General features: G+C 72.3%; 16 protein-coding genes. 10 read left to right on the top strand and 6 right to left on the bottom strand.

Translation table 11 applies throughout. From position 1 onward, the window contains the following. Positions 1-80 precede the first annotated feature (80 nt). Genes ACIBKY_RS10050 through ACIBKY_RS10030 form a run of 5 tightly spaced genes read right to left on the bottom strand, consistent with a single transcriptional unit; the run spans position 81 to position 6550 of the window. Positions 81-1064: a FecCD family ABC transporter permease gene (locus tag ACIBKY_RS10050; RefSeq protein WP_397096018.1), complete on the bottom strand. Its 984-nt coding sequence runs from the start codon at positions 1062-1064 to the stop codon at positions 81-83. Next, positions 1061-2062 (bottom strand): iron chelate uptake ABC transporter family permease subunit, encoded by a 1002-nt coding sequence (locus ACIBKY_RS10045; RefSeq protein ID WP_397096017.1) that lies wholly within the window; start codon positions 2060-2062, stop codon positions 1061-1063. The genes ACIBKY_RS10050 and ACIBKY_RS10045 overlap by 4 nt, the downstream gene beginning before the upstream one ends. Then, positions 2059-3042 carry an ABC transporter substrate-binding protein gene (locus tag ACIBKY_RS10040; protein WP_397096015.1) on the bottom strand — a complete coding sequence of 328 codons (984 nt, stop codon included), beginning with the start codon at positions 3040-3042 and terminating at the stop codon, positions 2059-2061. Before ACIBKY_RS10040 ends, ACIBKY_RS10045 begins: the two co-directional genes overlap by 4 nt. Continuing rightward, positions 3039-4790 (bottom strand): ABC transporter ATP-binding protein, encoded by a 1752-nt coding sequence (locus ACIBKY_RS10035; RefSeq protein ID WP_397096013.1) that lies wholly within the window; start codon positions 4788-4790, stop codon positions 3039-3041. The genes ACIBKY_RS10040 and ACIBKY_RS10035 overlap by 4 nt, the downstream gene beginning before the upstream one ends. Continuing rightward, positions 4787-6550: an ABC transporter ATP-binding protein gene (locus ACIBKY_RS10030; RefSeq protein ID WP_397096011.1), complete on the bottom strand. Its 1764-nt coding sequence runs from the start codon at positions 6548-6550 to the stop codon at positions 4787-4789. Before ACIBKY_RS10030 ends, ACIBKY_RS10035 begins: the two co-directional genes overlap by 4 nt. 93 nt (positions 6551-6643) lie before the next feature. Between ACIBKY_RS10030 and ACIBKY_RS10025 the strand changes: the two genes are divergently transcribed. The 10 genes from ACIBKY_RS10025 (at position 6644) to ACIBKY_RS09980 (ending at position 14448) form a co-directional block, all read left to right on the top strand. Then, positions 6644-7291 (top strand): MerR family DNA-binding transcriptional regulator, encoded by a 648-nt coding sequence (locus ACIBKY_RS10025; RefSeq protein ID WP_397096009.1) that lies wholly within the window; start codon positions 6644-6646, stop codon positions 7289-7291. A gap of 112 nt (positions 7292-7403) precedes the next feature. Then, positions 7404-7724, top strand: coding sequence for a hypothetical protein (locus tag ACIBKY_RS10020; protein ID WP_397096007.1), 321 nt, complete (start codon positions 7404-7406; stop codon positions 7722-7724). A gap of 11 nt (positions 7725-7735) precedes the next feature. Continuing rightward, positions 7736-7924: a hypothetical protein gene (locus ACIBKY_RS10015; RefSeq protein WP_397096005.1), complete on the top strand. Its 189-nt coding sequence runs from the start codon at positions 7736-7738 to the stop codon at positions 7922-7924. 49 nt (positions 7925-7973) lie between these two features. Continuing rightward, the gene (locus tag ACIBKY_RS10010) at positions 7974-9398 is read left to right on the top strand and encodes a serine hydrolase domain-containing protein (protein WP_397096003.1); all 1425 of its coding nucleotides are present in this window, start codon (positions 7974-7976) and stop codon (positions 9396-9398) included. Between the two features lie 23 nt (positions 9399-9421). After that, positions 9422-10150, top strand: a complete 729-nt coding sequence (locus tag ACIBKY_RS10005; protein WP_397096001.1) for a MerR family transcriptional regulator — start codon at positions 9422-9424, stop codon at positions 10148-10150. Positions 10151-10340: 190 nt separating this feature from the next. Then, positions 10341-11036, top strand: a complete 696-nt coding sequence (locus ACIBKY_RS10000) for a response regulator (protein WP_397095999.1) — start codon at positions 10341-10343, stop codon at positions 11034-11036. Between the two features lie 79 nt (positions 11037-11115). After that, positions 11116-11562, top strand: coding sequence for a DUF4188 domain-containing protein (locus ACIBKY_RS09995; protein ID WP_379616846.1), 447 nt, complete (start codon positions 11116-11118; stop codon positions 11560-11562). Continuing rightward, a complete protein-coding gene (locus tag ACIBKY_RS09990; RefSeq protein ID WP_397095997.1) occupies positions 11559-12629 on the top strand; it encodes a hypothetical protein in 1071 nt (356 codons plus the stop codon). The genes ACIBKY_RS09995 and ACIBKY_RS09990 overlap by 4 nt, the downstream gene beginning before the upstream one ends. Beyond that, positions 12626-13534: a hypothetical protein gene (locus ACIBKY_RS09985; protein WP_397095995.1), complete on the top strand. Its 909-nt coding sequence runs from the start codon at positions 12626-12628 to the stop codon at positions 13532-13534. The genes ACIBKY_RS09990 and ACIBKY_RS09985 overlap by 4 nt, the downstream gene beginning before the upstream one ends. Positions 13535-13614: 80 nt before the next feature. Continuing rightward, a complete protein-coding gene (locus ACIBKY_RS09980; RefSeq protein WP_397095993.1) occupies positions 13615-14448 on the top strand; it encodes a class I SAM-dependent methyltransferase in 834 nt (277 codons plus the stop codon). 59 nt (positions 14449-14507) lie between these two features. Here ACIBKY_RS09980 and tuf read toward each other — a convergent pair whose 3' ends face one another. After that, complete coding sequence (gene tuf, locus ACIBKY_RS09975) at positions 14508-15674, bottom strand: elongation factor Tu (protein WP_397095991.1); 1167 nt, start codon at positions 15672-15674, stop codon at positions 14508-14510. Positions 15675-15886: the final 212 nt, after the last annotated feature.

Raw genomic sequence — 15886 nt, 5'->3', positions numbered from 1 at the left:
CAGCCCCCATCGTATGTGGATCTTTCGCAGGGTTGGATGGTGGCGGCGTGTGAAAGGTTCAGACCCCGTCGAGAATTCGGTCAGCGGCGGCGCTGTTCGTGGATCAGCAGCCACACCAGGTAGCCGCCACCGGCGATCACCGTGACGACACCGACCGGGAGAACCCGCGGCATCAGGTGCTGGGCCGCGTGATCGGCCATCGCCAGCAGCAGCGCTCCCGCCAGCGCCGAGGCGGTCAAGGTGACTCCGGGACCGCGGGTGAGGCGGCGGGCGATCTGTGGCGCGGCCAGGGCGATGAAGGCGATCGGCCCGGCCGCGGCGGTGACGGCGGCGGTGATCACGACAGCGGTGAGCAGAATGACAAGGCGGCCGGCCTCGACGCGTACGCCGAGGGCCCGCGCGGTGTCCGTGCCCATCTCCAGGACGCGCAGGGCCGGCTGGAACAGCCTGAGAACGACCAGCAGGGAGAGGGTCGCCAAGCAGGCCGGAGCGACGCGATCCCAGCCGATGCCGTTGAGCGTTCCGGCGCCCCAGACCGCCGCCGCGATGGCGGTCTCCAGCTGTGCGCGCAGGAGCATCCAGGTGTTGGCCGCGGTCAGGAGCGCGGAGACTCCGATGCCGACGACGATGAGCCGGAACCCCTGGACGCCTCGGCGGAAGGCGAGCAGATAGACCACGACGGCGGTCGCCAGGCCGCCGGCCAGCGCGCCCGCGGCCACGTCGAGGTAGCCGCCGCCGACGCCGATGATCACTATCAGCGCGCCCGTGTAGGCGCCGCTGGAGAATCCGATGACGTCCGGGCCGGCCAGCGGATTCCCGGTCAGCGACTGGAAGACGGCGCCCGCCACGCCCAGCCCGGCGCCGAAGACCACGGCCGCCACCGCACGCGGCAGGCGCCACGTGAGCACGACCGTGCGGGTGACGCGGTCCTCCCCTCCGGTCAGGGCGGCGACGACCTGGTCGACGCCGAGCCGGAGATCACCCGTGGTCAGCGACCACAGGACGACCGCGCCGCACAGCAGCAGGAGCGACAGGCTGACGGCCCTGGCGCGGACCTCGGTCACAGCCGGCTCGCCCGCGCGCGCCGGGCCAGGACGATGAGCACGGGCGCGCCGACGAACGCGGTGACGATGCCGACGGGCACCTCACCGGGTGCCGTCACGACCCGGCCGATCACATCGGCCAGCAGGAGCAGGACCGGCGTGAGGACGATCGTCTGGAGGAGGATCCATCGCTGGTCGGGACCGGTGATCCACCGCGCGACGTGGGGTGTCATCAGGCCGGCGAACGCGATCGGGCCCGCGATCGCGGTCGCCGATCCGGCCAGCAACGTCACCGCGACGATCACGAGGGCCCGCGTACGGCCGGCCGGCACCCCGAGGGCGGCGGCGACCTCGTCACCGAGGGCCACGCCGTTCAGCGATCGCGCGGCCACGAGGGCCAGCAGCAGGCCCGCGGCCACGAAGGGCAGCGCCGGGAGCAGCACGTCCGGGCCGCGGCCCGCGAGCGTGCCCGCGTTCCAGCCGCGCATGTGGTCGAAGACGCGGGGCTGGAGCAGCATCATCGCCGAGGTGACGCCCACCAGCACCGCGCCCATCGCGACACCGGCGAGCGTGAGCCGGATCGGGTCGGCGGCTCCCTTCCCCGCCGACCCGATCAGATAGACACCGAGCGTCGCGGCCAGCGCGCCGGCGAACGCGAACCACAGGTACCCGCCGGCCGATCCGGCCCCGAACACGGCGATGCCGATCGCGACGGACAGCGCCGCCCCGGCGTTCACGCCGAGCAGTCCCGGGTCGGCGAGCGGATTGCGGGTCAGCGCCTGGATCAGCGCGCCCGCCGCGCCGAGCGCCGCGCCGGCCAGCAGCCCGGCGGCCGTACGCGGAAGGCGCAAATCGCGCACGATGTGGTGGTCGCCCGACCCGTCGAACCCGGTGAGCGCGCCGGCGATCGCCGCGACGTCGATCGGCCTGGCCCCGACGGCGACGCTCAGGATCGCCACAACCGCCAGCGCGAGCGCTGCCACGGTCAGCCACAACATCCGCGCCGGTCTCGCGCTCATGAGGCGCCGGTGACCTGGGCCCACAGCGCGGGCCCTTCCGGCGCGCCGGCGACCCGCCCGTCGCCGAAGAGCAGCGCGTCGAGGTCGTGGAGCACCCAGACCTGGTTCAGCGGGCCGACCCCGAACCACGCGGAGAAGTCCACCTCGCCCGTCCGCGATCCCGAGGTGTCGAGCAGCCGGTTCTCGAACGGAGACGGAGCCCCGAAGGACACCGAGCCGGCGAACGCGATGATGATCTCGGCCTTGTGCTCGCCGAGGTTCTCCGGCGAGAGGTTCTCGTAGCCCCACTCGTTGCCCTTGAGCGCCTGCCGGGCGGGACGCCTCAGGCCGAGATCGGTAAGGATCGGGCCGAAGCCCCGCGCGTTGCCGTACACGCAGAAGGTGTTCTCGCCGCACGCGGACAGGGCCGAAACGGCGGCGCCCGCGAACTTCGAGCCCTTGACGCGACGTGCCAGTCCGGTGCGTGCCGTGGTGAGGCGCCGGGCCACCGCTGTGGCCTCGGCCCGGTGTCCCGTGATCGCGCCGAGGGTGTCGAGGGTGTCCTCCAGCACGGGCAGGCCGGGCAGGATCACGACCGGCGCGATCTCGCGCAGCTGCGGAATGATCGTGTCGCTGCCGGTGTTCGGCAGGCCGACGACCAGCTCCGGGCCGGCGGCGGCGACGAGTTCGGCCTTGCCGGGCTCGACCAGCTCGACGCCCGCCTTCTCCAAGATCGTGTAGGCGGCGGACACGAAGGGGTCGGTGTCGTAGCCGTACTTCCCGGCGTGCCCGGGGACGACGCCCAGCGCCAGGAGGTTGAGCGCGGTCTGGTAGTCCAGCGCCCAGATCCGGGAATCGGTGACCGGCACGGTGACCTCGCCGTTCGCGGACGTCACGGTCACCGTCCCACCGCCCGGTTCCGGCGCGGAGGGCGATGAGGTACGGCAGGCGGCGAGCGAGAGCGCCACCGCGAGCACGATGGTCAGCAGGCGCGCTTTCACGACGGGTGTCCTTTCTGGGCGATGCGCCAGTGCCGTGCCCGCTCGTACTGCCGGGACAGCCGCGCGAACGCCCCGCCCGTGCTCAGCAGTTCCGCGGGTGTGCCGGTCTCGGTGACGCGGCCTTCGTCGAGCGAGACCACGTGGTCGGCCGCGGCCAGGGTGGCGGGGCGGTGGGCGATCACGATCACGGTGCGGCCGGGGTCGTCGCCGAGGTTGACGATGGCCTGGGTGATCGCGGCCTCGTTCTCGGGGTCGAGCGCGGAACTGGCCTCGTCGACGAGCACGATGCGCGCCCGCTTGAGTATCGCCCGCGCGATCGCGACGCGCTGACGTTCGCCGCCCGAGAGCTGGGCGCCGGCCTCGCCCACGCGGGTGCGCCAGCCGTCGGGCAGCCGCTCGATGACCTCGTCGAGCCGTGCGGCGGCGGCCGCCTCGCCGAGCTCGTGCCAGGACGCCTCCGGGCGGGCCAGGCGCAGGTTGTTCTCGATGGTGTCGTCGAACAGGTAGACGTCCTGGAAGACGATGGCGATCTCGTCGAGCAGGGCGCCCGGATCGAGGTCACGGACGTCGACGCCACCGACGCGCACGTGTCCCGCGCCGACGTCGAAGAACCGGGCGATGAGCCGGGTCACCGTCGTCTTCCCGGAGCCGGAGGGCCCGACCAGCGCGGTGGTGGTGCCCGGCAGGCAGCGCAGCGACACCTCACGCAACGCGGGGGCCCGGCCGCCCGGGTAGGTGAAGCTGACGCGCGAGAGCTCGACGGCGGCCGTTTCGATGCCGCGCACCGGGTCGGCCGGTACGGGCAGCGTGGGCGTGGCCAGCAGCTCCTCGATGCGCGTGATCTTGTTCGTCATCGCGCGCAGCGCCCCGATGAGGTCGATGAGGTTGCCGAGCGGCTCCAGGAAGCGGGCGGCGAGCACGAGCAGCGCGATCGCCTCGGGGACCGGGACGCGCTCGCCGATCACGAGCCCGGCCGCCAGCGCCAGCACCGCGACGAAGCCGCCCATGATCACGCCGGTGTAGACGAAGAACGGCCGGCGCGCGCGGCGCATGCCGTCGCGGTAGGTCTCGCGGTGGTCCACGAGCGCGGCGCGCATCCTGGGCGTGCCGTCGGCGTACCCGGCCGCGCGCAGGACCGGCTGGGCCTGGCCGAGCTCGATCGCCCGGCCGGCGACCCCGGCCGACGCCCGTTCCAGCTCGATCTCGGCGATCTCGGCGATGCGCGCGGCACGCCGTAGCGCCCAGAAGGCGATCAGCGCGATCGCGCACAACAGCAGCGCCATCCGCCAGTCGACGGCGAACGTCACGGCGACGATCGTCGCGGGCAGCAGCGTCGAGGTGATCGCGGGACCGGCGACGGTGACGGCCAGGTGCGCGGAGTCGCCGACGTCCGCGGTCACGCCCCTGGCGAGCCGCGCCTTGTGCTCGGCGGTGAACCACCCCAGCGGCAGCGCGCTCACATGCCGCATCAGCCCCCGCCGCAGCTGCGCCGCCAGCGCGCCCGACGCCGCGAACCCGACGGGGGTGGCGATGACGCTCAGCACCGCGTACACGACCGCGCCGATCGCGCCGAGCACGAGCCAGGGGGTGGCCGCTCCGAGGTCGGGCTCCGGCCGTACGACGGCGTCCAGGATCGGGACGAGCAGGCCGAGCAGGAGACCTTGCAGGACGGCCTGCGCGGCGGTGAGCAGCCACAGGCGGGCCAGCAGCTTCGGCTCCGGCCACAGCCGGTACAGGCGCCGGATCACGCGAGCGCCCCTTCCTGCGCGGCCCACATCCTGGCGTACAGGCCGCCGCTCGCGAGCAGGTCGTCATGGGTGCCGCGCTCGGCCAGCCGTCCCCTGTCGAGCACGAGGATCTGGCCGGCGCCGGCGATCGTGTGCAGCCGGTGGGCGATCACGATCACCGTCTTGCCGATCGCCAGGGTGGCCAGCGCGTCCTGGACCGCCGCCTCACTGTCGGCGTCGAGCGCGGCCGTCGCCTCGTCCAGCACGACGATCGGCGCCCCGGACAGGATCGCCCGCGCGATGGTCAGCCGCTGACGCTCGCCGCCCGACAGGCTGCCGCCGCCCGCGTCGAGCGGCGTGCCGTACCCCTCGGGCAGGCGTTCGACCACCTCGTGGATGTGCGCGTCGATGGCCGCCCGGCGCACCTCGGCGTCGCTCGCGCCGGGCCGGCCGATGCGGATGTTCTCCGCCACGCTGTCGCGCAGCAGCGCCACGTCCTGGAACACCAGCGACATCGACGCCAGCAGCTCGGCCGACGGGATCGAGCGCACGTCGGTTCCGCCGATCCGGATCGCGCCGTCCGTCACGTCGTAGAAGCGCGGCAGCAGGCTCGCGAGCGTCGTCTTGCCCGCGCCCGACGGGCCCACGATCGCGGTCACCTGTCCCGGCGGGCAGACGGCGCTGACGTCCTCGAGCGCGTTGGTCACCCCGTCGTAGGAGAACGTGACGCGGTCGAACTCCACGCCGTGCCCCTCCGGCTTCTGCGGTCGGGCCGGCTCGGGCAGCGGCGGGCGCGACAGCAGCCGCTCGATGTTGGCCGCGCCCATCCGGCCCTTGCGTACGCCCTGGGCGGCGCTCACGGCCGGGAGGATCGAGTTCGGCAGCCCGACCGCGACGACCAGGAACGCCACGAGGTCGGCGACGGCGAGCGACCCGTGGCCGAGGAAGGCCAGCCCGGCGGCGGTCACGACGGCGAGGACGGCCATCTCCGAGCCGAGCAGCCGTGACACCGCCGAGCTGTAGCGCACTTCGGCGACCCACGCGGCGAACGCCCGGGTGTGCTCGTCCACGGCATCGTCGAACCGGCGCAGGACGCGGCCTCCGGTGCCGAACGTCTTGACCACCTGGATCCCGTCGGCGTACTCGACTCCGGCGGCGCTGATGCGGGCGTCGGCGGCGATGAGCCGGTTCATGTGGGTCGTCATGGAGCGCATGGAGACGCGGTAGAAGAGCGCCATCAGTCCCAGTACGGCCAGCGCGATCAGCGCCATGGGGACGTCGACGAAGAACAGGTATCCCGCGCCGACGACCGTCACCGTGACCGCTCCGGTCAGCTGACCCAGGGCGTGCGCGATGACCTCGTGCATCTCCTCCAGGTCGCCCGTCATCGCCCGCTTGACCCGGCCGGAGCCCGAGGAGCGGAACCAGCCCAGGGGCAGCGCGCCGAGGTGACGGACGATCCGCACGCGCAGGTCGTGCAGGATCGCCGCGTCCGCGTAGTGCCCCACGCGCGAGGACTGCACCAGCAGCAGCAGCCACAGGGCGGCGCCGGCGGCGCCGACGCCCACCCAGGTCCAGATGGCCGCGGCGGCCCCCGCGGGGTGGCCGAGCATGACGCGCGCGATCTCGGCGACCGCGATGTACGGCACGATGCCCGCCGCCGCGCTCAAGGTCGACAGGATCGCGCAGACCACGAGGTGGGTCCGGATCGGGGCGAGCAGCCGCGCCAGGGCCCCGGCCTTCGCGAGCGCGGCCGGGGGATCTGCTGTTGTCGTGCTCAAGTCTTCGTTCCTCCCGGGAACCACATGGGCTTAGGTATGCCTAACCTCACTTCAAGCTTGAGACTTGAAGGTGACTTGATGTCAAATGGGCCCATGGACGAGCCTCTCGGCGTCTCGATCGGCCAGGCGGCGGCCCTCTACGGCCTCGCCCCCTCGACACTGCGATGGTGGGAGTCCCAGGGGGTGCTGCCCGAGCCGCCGCGGGTCAACGGGCGGCGGGTCTACACCGAGACCGGGCTCCGCCGGATCGGGCTGGCGTACCTGTGCTGCGTGACGGGGGCGATGCCGCTCGGCCAGGCGTCCGTCGTCACCGCGGGCAGCCGGAACCGGCACTGGCAGGACACGGTGAGACGGCACGCCGAGCTGATCGGGGAGAGGATCAGGCACCTGCGCAGCGCGCAGGACTATCTGCTGCACCTGCTGCTGTGCCCGGACGACGACATCGTCGGCGAATGCCCGGATCTCGACGGCGAACTGGTCAGCCACACGCCGCGCGGGCTCGTCCCGGCACGGAGTCTCGTCGCCGCGGCCCGGTCGGCACGTGACGAAAAACCGGCACCGCGTGACGAAAAAGCCGCGCCGGCAGATCGCTGCGCCGTCTGCGAGGAGCCCTTCACCCAGCCCGCGCGGGGGCGTCGCCGGACGTACTGCTCGCCCGCGTGCCGCCAGAGGTCGTACCGCCGCGGCCGCGGCCGCGAGACCTCCGGTGACGCCTCACCGGCACCCCGCACCCGGCCTTGATCGGTGTCCCCGCGACGACTAGCCTGATCGCCGAGTTGCCGGGAGGCGGGGGCCGCGGCGATCGCGTCACGGGGACGAGCCGCCCGGCCGCCATGGAGTGGGGGATCGACTGATGATGAGCGCGGAAGAGGATTTCAAGCAGGTCGGCGCCGAGCTGGCCGACCTGGGCGTGCGGGTCTCCGGGATGATGGGGAGGCCGGCGCTCAAGGATCAGGCGGGGAAGGTGTTCGCGAGCCTGCAGCGTGACGGCGCGATGGTGTTCCGGCTGGTCAGGGATACCGCCGAGCACGCGACCGCGCTCAAGCTGCCCGGGGCGTCGCTGTTCGACCCCTCGGGGCAGGGCAGGGAGATGAAGGACTGGGTGGTCGTGCCCCACTCCTCGGCCGGTGAATGGACGGATCTGGCCGAGGCCGCACACAGCCGTCCACGCTGACGAGAGGCATCGTGGCCGACACCGACGCTCCGCAACTGGTGCACAGCAAGGTCAAGCACCGTCGCGACCCCGAGGCGCCGGTCACCCTGCGGGTGGAGCTGGTCGGTCAGAAGGTCCACGGCCGCGTGGTGGTGCGGCCCCCGCGCCGCACGTCCGGGCAGTGGCTGCTGCGCCAGCCCGCGTCCTCCGCGGGCGATTGAACCTCGCGGCTTGACCTTGCCCCAGGGGCAAGCTTGAAGGATGCTCCCCATGGACAACAACAACGCATCGCACACCCTCGAAGCCCAGATCCGCGACCAGGTCACCGCCCACTGCGAGTCCGCCGGCATCCCCGGGTTCGTCGCCGGCGTCTACCAGGGCGGCGAGCAGATCATCGTCGCCCACGGCACCGCCAACGTCGCCACCGGCGCGCCCATGCTGGGCGAGACCGGGTTCCTGTTCGGCTCCGTCACCAAGGTCCTGACCACCACCCTGGTCCTCCAGCAGGTCGACCGCGGGCTGCTCGACCTCGACGCGCCGGTGACGAAGTACCTGCCCGGCTTCGCGCTGGCCGTGCCGGGCGCCGCGGACAAGATCCTGGTCCGGCACCTGATCGGGCACACCAACGGCATCGACGCCGACCTGTACTTCCCCGGCGACAAGGGCCGCGACGCCCTGGACGCCTACGTCAAGGGCCTGGCCGGCTGCGGCACGCTGTTCGAGCCCGGCGAGCAGCTCAGCTACTCCAACGGCGGCATGATCGTCGCGGGCCGCCTGCTGGAAGTGGTGACCGGCCTGTCCTTCCCCGAACTGCTCGCCCGCGACGTCTACACCCCCGTCGGCATGAAGGACTCCGGCACCTCGGCCGAGCAGGCCATCCTGCGCAGCACGGCCGTCGGCCACTTCCCCGACCCGGAGACCATGGAGCCCCGGCCCACGAACATGTTCACGCTGCCCGACACCTGGGGCCCGGCCGGCGGCACCCCGATCGGCACCATCGCCGACCTGCTCGCCTTCGGGCGCACTCACCTCGCGGGAGGCCTGTCGCCTTCCGGTACGCGGGTCCTGTCGGCCGAGTCGACCGCACTGATGCAGCGGATCTCCTATGACATGGGCAGCCCCAACACCCCGCCGATCGGCCTGGGCTGGGTGCTGTACCCGTTCGGCGACACGACCGTCCTGGCCATGTCGGGCGCCTCGCCCGGCGGCGTCTCCATCCTGTGCGTGATCCCCGAGTACGACCTGGTCTTCGCCGCCTACGGCAACAACCCGGCGGCGATCATGCTGCAGGACCAGCTCCTGGGGTGGCTCGTGAGCGAGCACCTCGGCGTCCGGATCCCCAAGCTGATCACCGAAGGGGAGCAGGACGTCGACCTCGCGCCCTACGTGGGCACCTACCGCTCCAACCAGCTCCGCGTCGACGTCAGCATCGTGGACGGCCAGCTGGAGGAGCGGACGACCTACGAACCGGCGGACGCCGCGCAGGAGCGCATCTTCACCGAGTTCGCCGGTGGCGCGACCTCCGCCCCGCCGCAGCGCTACGTGCCGATCCGGCCGGGCCTCTTCGCACCCGCCGGCTACCCGCCGGAGGTGTTCGACGGGTATCTGCGGCTGCTGCTCGTCTCCTTCCACGACGTCCGCGACGGGCAGACACGTTTCCGGAACGGCGGCGGCCGCCTGACCCGCCGGGTCTGACCCGTCCACGCCTAGGTGGAAGGATGTCCATCATGCTCACGATCGGCCAGCTCGCGGACTATGCCGGAGTGACCACCAAGGCCATCCGCCACTATCACGAGCGCGGCCTGCTCACCGAGCCCGGCCGCGACTCCTCCGGCTACCGGCGCTACACCGCCGCGCACGCCATCACCCTCGTCAAGATCAGGACTCTGGCCCATGCGGGTGTGCCGCTGGCCCGCGTCAGAGACCTTCTCGACGCGGGCCCGGAGGCGCTCGCGGCGGCCATCGCCGAGATCGACCACGACCTGGAGGAGCGCATCACGCAGCTGACCCGGTCCCGCGAGCAACTCGCCCAGTTGCACGGCGGTGACCGGCTGTTCGTCTCGCCGGAGGTCGCCGACTACCTCGACGACCTGCGCGAGCTCGGCGCCAGCGAGCGCGCCATCGAGGTGGAACGCGACGGCTGGATCCTCATGCAGACGGCCTCCCCGGAGGACGCCCTGGTGTGGATCGCCGAGAAACGCGAGCTCATGACCGATCCCGAGTTCCGCGCTCTCTACCTCGACCATGACGCCGCCTATGACTGGTCGCCCGACGATCCCCGCCTGCCCGGCCTCGCGGACCGTACCCGCGACTGGTTCGCCCGTCACCCCAGCCGAGCCGAGAATCGCCCCGTCCACAACCCGGAGATCGCCCGGCTGGCCGCCCAGTCCCAGCCCGGAGCCTCGTCCCCGGCCTATGACCGGCTGGCCCGGCTCATGACCCGCTAGCCACGGCGGGTCCGGCCCGCGCGGGGGCGCCGGGGTGGGCAGGCACGTCACGGCTTCGACACCGACGGTGGCCACTAGGCTGGCTGCGGCTTCCGGTCACGTTCGCCCGTGTGACGGTGCCGGGGTTGCCGGCGGGGCCGTGGGGGGTTGAGGCGTTGGACAACGGCGGCACGGTCGGGACGGAGGCCCCATGGCAGGTGGCGGGTTGATCACCGCGGTGATCGTCGATGATCACGCGGCCATAAGCGCGGGCGTCCACTCCTGGTGCTCCCGGGCCGACCCGAAGATCGCTCTGATCGACGCCGGGGACCGGCTCGCCGACGTCTGGACCGGGCCCGGCGCCGAAGCCGACGTCGTGATCTTCGACCTGGAGCTGGTGCCGGGCCGTCCCGACTTCGGCGAGCTGCGCAGACTGGTCGACAGCGGCCGGCGCGTGATCGTGTACTCCCAGCACACCGACGACGCGACCGCGATCAAATGCGTCGACCTGGGCGCGCTCGCCTACCTGACCAAGCGCGAAGGGCCCGAGCACCTGGTGCCCGCCATCCGGGAGGTCGCGCGGGGCGAGTCCTACACCGCGCCGTCGCTGTCCGGGGCGCTCATCGCCGACGACGACCCCGGCCGGCCACGCCTGTCCCAGCGGGAAACCGAGGTGCTGCGGGCATGGTTCGTGTCCTCGTCCAAGGAACTCGTCGCCGCCAAGCTCAACATCACCGTGAAGACCGTCGACACCTACATCGCGCGGGTACGGGTGAAGTACGCCAACGTGGGACGGGCGGCGCGTACCAAGAGCGAACTCGTCGGCCGCGCCCTCGACGACGGGCTCATCACGCTCGCCGAGCTCAACCAGACATCGGCCCCGGCCGGTGAGGGGCCGTCGCGATGAGACGGCCAGAAGGGGCAAGGATGGGCGGTTCGCTGGATATGGTGCTCGTGGGTCAGTTGGGCTAGCTGGTGAAGGACCGATGAGGACCACCGACTTCAGTAAGGCGCCGCCCCAAGGGCAGGCGGGGGCGATGTTCGTGGGGGCGACGCGGTATCGGGGGCCGTTGTCGATCCTCACGCTCACGTTCACGTGGGTGCGCATGGTGCGGGACATGAAGCGCATGCGCGGGTACCGCTGGCACAAGGTCTACTGGGAGTTCCCGTTCACGCTCGGGACCCTGGCCTTCTTCGAGGATCGCGACTCGCTGCTGGTGTTCGCGCGCAGCCGCCATCACCGCGAGCTCATGCGGTGGGTGACCGACGGGACCAAGAACGCCACCGGCGGGTACATCCGGCTCTACAACGCCGAGCCCGAGGGTTACTCCAACGGCGTCTGGCGGGCCGAGGGCGGGCCCATGGCGCACATCGCGACGTTCACCCCGCTGTCCGGAGAGGACGGCGACGGGCCGGCGGTGACACGGGCGTGAGTCTGCGCACCGTCGAGTCACGCCGGGACCTGATGGAGTTCCTGGCCCTCTCCGACCGGGTCTATCCGGCGGGCTCGGGGTATGTGCCGCCGTTGCGCGCGCAGGTCAGGGCCTGGCAGCGCCAAGGGGTACGGCTGGCCGTCCTGCGCCGCCACGGCCGGGTCGTGGCCAGGACCACCCTGCACACCGACGCCGCGTTCGACGCCAAGCTGGGCGGGAGGACGCAGCTGTTCGGGCTCACGGAGTTCGAGGAGGAGGCGGCCGGGGAGTTGTTCGAGGCGATCGTGGCCGAGGCGCGGGCGGCAGGGCGGCAGAGCGTCTTCGGGCCCGTTTCGCTGCTGCCCAACCAGAGCGGAGGGGTGATCACCTCCGGGTTCGGGGATCGCGGCTTCATCGACAGCGCCTGGAATCACCCCTACTACCCGGTGGCCTATGCCAAGCACGGGTTCGTGCGCCGGTTCGAGGCCGACACCTGGATCTGTCCCGTGCCGGGCGAACCGGTCTTCGGCTTCGACGACGCGCGCCTGGCGGCCGAGGGGCTGCAGGTGCATCGGGGGCAGCGGCGGCGGCTGGGGGAGCAGCTGCCGATTCTGCGGGAGATGCTCAACGCCGCCTTCGCGCAGCTCGGGTACTACACGGAGATCTCCGCCGATCAGCTGGCCCGGCAGACCGACGGGCTGTCGTTCCTCCTGGACGAGTCGCTGCTGCTGTATCTGACCAAGGCGGGTCGGCCGGTGGCGTTCGTGCTGTGCGTGCCGGACATCTCGGAGTTCGTGGCTCGCATTCGCGGGGATCTGCACCTGGTCAACCAGCTCCGGCTGCTGGTCAACCGGGGACGGTACCGGCGCGAGGCCGTCCTGATCATCAAGGGGACGATCCCCGCCGAGCAGGGGCACGGCTACATGAGGCTGCTCTCGCGGGAGCTTCACCGGGGACTGATCGAGGGCGGCTACCACACGCTGCGCAGCACCTACGTCGAACGGAGCAATCCCGGCTCCGCCGCCCAGTTCCGGGCCATGGGCGGGCGGCCGCTGCACGGCTACACGTTCTACGAGAAGGCTCCGTGAAGGCGTTGCGGGAGCTGGAGGCCGACTTCTGGCGGGCTCCCAGCGCGCACAACACCCAGCCCTGGACGCTGACCTACACCGCCGCCGGGGCGGTCGTCGGCTGGGACCCGGAGCGGGCGCTGCCCGTGAGCGACCCCACAGGACGCGACCTGCGGCTCGGGCTCGGGGCGTTCGTGGAGACCTGCCTGATCGTCTGCGCGTCGGCGGGGCTTCGGGTGGGGTTCCTGGCCGATCCGGGGCCGCTGCGGGTGGGGGTGCTGCACGAGACGGCGCAGCCGTACCGGACGGAGTTCACGACGGCGGACGTGCGCGGGCGCGGCTCCAACCGCGGCCCCTACCACGCGGGACGGCTGCCCGGCGACCTGGTGCCGGGGGTGCGGCGGGTGGCCTGCCGGGATCTGGCGGCGCTGCTGCACGCGGCGGACCTGTACCAGTTCGGAGACGCGGCGGTCACCGCCGAGCTGCGCGAGTGGCTGCGGCTCACGCCGCGGCATCGGCGCTACGACCTCGACGGGCTGACGGACCGGGCGCTCGCGCTCTCCAGGGCCGAGGCACTCGGCCTGCGGGCGGCGCTGGCGGTCTATCCCGTTCTGCGCGGGGCCGGGCTGCCCAGGGTTCTGGCGGCGGCCGGCAAGGGGCTGCTCGACTACGACGGCGAGGCGCTGGTGCTCGTCGGGCCGCCCGGGGACGAGGTCGCGATGGGGCGGGAGCTCATGCGGGTCTGGCTGACGCTGTCCACACGCGGCTATACCACTCATCCCCTCAGCCAGATCATCGACAGCCCGCCCACGCGCGCGCTTCTGGCCGCTCACCTGGGCGTGGACGATCCCGCGAGCCTCCTGCACCTCGCCCGTGCCGGCCTGCCCAAGGGGGCCGCGCCGCGTTCTGCCAGAATCACCCGTTGACAAACCACCTCAAGCGCTGAAAAGTGCCCAGTTAGGTGGATCATTGGCGGGGTTCGATCGGCGCGTTTGGGGGTTGCTGCGTGGACGCCAAGACCTATATGGCCGGGGTGTTCGACCGGGCGTCCGGGACGTACGAGCGGGTGGGCGTCCCCTTCTTCGGGCCTGTTGGCGCCGAGCTCGTGCGCCAGGCGGGTCTGCGGCGAGGCGAGAGCGTCCTGGACGCCGGATGCGGCACCGGGGCCAGCCTGATCCCCGCCGCCCGCGCCGTCGGTCCGCTCGGGCTGGTCGTCGGGCTGGACCTGGCGCCCGGCATGCTCGCCGTCGCCAACGCCGAGATCGAACGGCACGGCCTGTCCAACGCCACCGTGCTGTCCGGCGACGTCGAACAGGCGTCGATCCTGCTGCCCGCCGCGCGCTTCGACACCGTCCTGGCCGGCATGATGCTGTACTTCCTGCCCGACCCCGCGGCCGCCGTACGCGCGATGGCCGGGCTCCTCCGCCCCGGCGGCCGCCTGGCCGCCAGCCTCCTCGCCCAGCCCAGCCCCGCGGAGGCCGACCTGCTCGGCCAGGTGGCGCTCGCCCTGGCCCCCTTCACCACCGGGGCGGGCGGCGCGCCGTTCACCCACCGCCTCAACACCGAACGCGAGCTGGCCGACCTCCTGTCCGGCAACGGGCTGGCCGGAGTGCGGTGCGAGGAGGTCGTCTTCGAGGTCAGCGTCGAGCGCGGCCAGGTCTGGGACTGGCTGTGGTCGGCCGCGCGCCGCGCCTCCCTGGAGAGCATCCCCCGGGAACGGCACGCCGCCGCGCGCGCCGCGCTGGAGTCGTCGCTGCCCGAGGAGGTGTACGTGCTGCCGCGCACCGTCCGCTTCGCCACGGCGGTACGGCCGGGCTCCCTCCTGAGACGCCGGCCGTAACCCCCATCGTGCACACGGGACCCGCGACGCCTGTGAGGGGGCGCCACGGGTCCCGTGCTTCAACCGGTCACGGCGACGACCGTGCCCGCGCCGACGGTCAGGCCGCCTTCGCGGATCGCGAAGCCGAGCCCTTCCTCCAGCGCGACGGCCTTGCCGAGCTCCACCTCGACCTCGACCGTGTCACCCGGCCGGGCCGGGGCCGCAAGGTCGATCCGGCCGGGCACGTCGGTCGTGCGCAGGTAGAACTGCGGCCGGTACCCGTCGGCGACCGGCTTGCGCCGGCCGCCCTCCTCGGCCGTGAGGAGGTAGACGCGGGCGGTGAAGGAGCTGCGCGCCCGCTGCGTGCCGGGCCCGGCCAGGACCATGCCCCGCCGTACCTGCTCGCGGCGCACACCGCGCAGCAGGACCGCGGCGTTGTCCCCCGCCTCGCCCCGCTCCATCGTCTTGCCGAACGTCTCCACCCCCGTCACGACGGCGGAGAACGTCTCGCCGAAGCCGACGACCTCGACGGTGTCGCCGACGCGCACGACGCCGCGCTCGATCGCCCCGGTGACGACCGTGCCACGGCCGGTGACCGTGAGCACGTTCTCCACCGGCATCAGGAACGGCGCGTCGACGTAGCGCACCGGCACCGGGATGTGGTCGTCCACCGCCTGGAGCAGCGCCTCGACCGACGCCGTCCACTCGGGGTCGCCTTCCAAGGCCCGTAGCCCGGAGACCCGGACCATGGGCACGTCCGCGTAGCCGTGCTCGGCCAGCAGCTCCGACAGCTCCAGCTCGACCAGGTCGGCCAGCTCGGGGTCGGCGCCGTCGGCCTTGTTGAGCGCGACGACGAGGTGCTCGACGCCGACCCGCTTGGCGAGCAGCACGTGCTCGCGGGTCTGCGGCATGATCCCGTCCTGCGCGGAGACCACCAGGATGGCGCCGTCGAGCTGCGCCGCCCCCGTGATCATGTTCTTCACGTAGTCGGCGTGGCCCGGCATGTCGACGTGGGCGTAGTGGCGGGTGGCCGTCTCGTACTCGACGTGCGAGATGTTGATCGTGATGCCCCGCTGCGCCTCCTCGGGCGTGCGGTCGATCCTCTCGAACGGCGTGTACGTGGCGCCGCCCCGCTCGGCGAGCACCTTCGTGATCGCGGCGGTCAGCGTCGTCTTGCCGTGGTCGACGTGTCCCATCGTGCCGATGTTGAGATGCGGCTTGTTCCGCACGTAGGCCTGCTTGGCCATGATCTTGTTCCGTTCGCGAGAGCCTGGGATGTGTGACCCGTGGGCCGGGCCGGTCAACCTCCCCCCGCCGGGTCACCGTCAGGACTTACGGGGAGAGGTCAGCGCTCCAGGCCGTCGCAGGCACGCTCGAAGACACCCGCGGCGATCGCGGGAGTCATCGGGTGAACGTGCCGGAACATGAGCGTCATAGTGACGTACATGAGCAACGGGGG

The organism is Nonomuraea sp. NPDC050394, from assembly GCF_044459065.1.
In the GTDB taxonomy this organism is placed as follows: Bacteria; Actinomycetota; Actinomycetes; order Streptosporangiales; family Streptosporangiaceae; genus Nonomuraea.
Note: the sequence above shows the minus strand (reverse complement) of the source record. Positions and strands in the feature narration are given on the sequence as shown.